The sequence below is a fragment of the Candidatus Methanoperedens nitratireducens genome, assembly GCF_900196725.1.
In the GTDB taxonomy this organism is placed as follows: Archaea; Halobacteriota; Methanosarcinia; order Methanosarcinales; family Methanoperedenaceae; genus Methanoperedens; species Methanoperedens nitroreducens_A.
Window position 1 is genome coordinate 1 of sequence record NZ_FZMP01000125.1, and the last position, 1,473, is coordinate 1,473.

General features: G+C 49.5%; 3 protein-coding genes and 1 pseudogene. All 4 read right to left on the reverse strand.

Features of this window, described 5'->3' with window-relative positions:
* Nucleotides 1-92 precede the first annotated feature (92 nt).
* Nucleotides 93-278, reverse strand: a pseudogene (locus tag MNV_RS09400) (sulfurtransferase TusA family protein); the annotation flags it as partial.
* 47 nt (nt 279-325) lie between these two features.
* Nucleotides 326-700: a DsrE family protein gene (locus tag MNV_RS09405; RefSeq protein WP_096205510.1), complete on the reverse strand. Its 375-nt coding sequence runs from the start codon at nt 698-700 to the stop codon at nt 326-328.
* Between the two features lie 4 nt (nt 701-704).
* The gene (locus MNV_RS09410) at nt 705-1,085 is read right to left on the reverse strand and encodes a DsrE/DsrF/TusD sulfur relay family protein (RefSeq protein ID WP_096205512.1); all 381 of its coding nucleotides are present in this window, start codon (nt 1,083-1,085) and stop codon (nt 705-707) included.
* 10 nt (nt 1,086-1,095) lie between these two features.
* Nucleotides 1,096-1,425 carry a DsrH/TusB family sulfur metabolism protein gene (locus tag MNV_RS09415; RefSeq protein ID WP_096205513.1) on the reverse strand — a complete coding sequence of 110 codons (330 nt, stop codon included), beginning with the start codon at nt 1,423-1,425 and terminating at the stop codon, nt 1,096-1,098.
* Between the last annotated feature and the right edge of the window lie 48 nt (nt 1,426-1,473).

Here is a 1,473-nt window from a genome sequence, read left to right on the forward strand (position 1 = left end):
TTCTATCAACATGGGCGTCTATAAGGAGTTCACTGCCCTTAACGACGCTCTGGAATGACGCGAAACCACGATGGAGGGAAGCATTTCCAAAGTCAGCTCTTCCGTACAAAGATATTGTAAATCCCGTCGTTCGCCTCGACAGCCAGCAACTCATTCCCCGATCTTTTCGCCCATGCATCGATGTTCTGCGGCGCTACCGGGTCGCTTGTAAGTACCTTGAGCACCATGCCCTTTTGAAGCTTATCCACCTGCTGCTTTGTCCTTATCAAAGGGTAGGGGCTACTTGCCCCTTACATCCAGCTCAAGGTCATGAACTACTGCCATCTCAGAACACCAGTGTTACTTCGCTCTCAAGTATCCTGTCCGTCAGGTCATCGATGTTCAGCTTTGAGATGCCTTCGATAACCTCGCTATCAGCTATGCCCCTTTTCTTCAGGTCAGCTTCAAGCGCATAGAACCTGACGCTCTCCTTCGCCTTGATTATGGTAGCCTCAACGCTTGGAACGTCTTTCTGCCATATAGCAGGGTCTCCATAACCGGTTTTCTGTCCTTTGACCACGGAATGCACGCCTCCGCTTACGAACGTGATGGAAGGTAAACTCCCTGCCGCAGCCTGCGTCTCCGCAAGAGGTATCGCGCTGTATGCATCCTCCTTGCCATAAGGGGGCTGTGTCACGATTATGTTTACTTTCTTGCTCATTTTCTCACCCCAGTAAAATGGTCTTGTCCGATTCTGCCGTCCATTCGGCCAGGTCGTAGAGCCCGCCAATGACCACACCCTCGGTCTGCTGCTTTGTCACGCCGCGCGCTTCTGTGCATTTTATGCATGCTATGGCATCGGTCTTGGGGTTTTTAAGCCCTTTCTTCAGCACAGTGCCGAAAAGCTGCTCCACCCCCGGGAACTCCTTTGGCGCCTGCTCCCTGTGCCCGATCACAGTCCCGTCAAGGTAGTTGAAGAAGTTGATGTTAATACCTTTCTCTTTCGCAGCGTGGGCAAGCCTGACCAATGTATACGCCGCTTCATCCCGGTACGGTCCGTTTATAGATACAATTGTTAATGTTTTGCTATTGCCGTTGTTCACCATATCTACCACCTCAGAACCACGCTACCTTCGTGTTATCCTCAACTATGTGATCAAGGAGTGCGCTTATTTCCTTTATTTCCACACCCGGGATCAGGTTACCATCAAGTCCTCTTGATTGAACTGCTTTATCATCGGCAAGTATCCTGATGCCTTTCTTCTTAGCATCCAGTAATTTGTTCCCGAATTCGCTTTTCCGTGCAGCTGTAACCCCGTCCTCCACAAGATACAGGGATACGCCGCTGCCTTTCTTTGTCCTTGCGTTCAACCCGATATCAAGTACGAGATTGGGTATCTCTGTCGTATACGGGTCTTTGGATAATACCAGTAATAGATTTGTCATATTTATCGACCTCTAAAAGAAATTGGCACCAGTTTTTACTAGGGCACA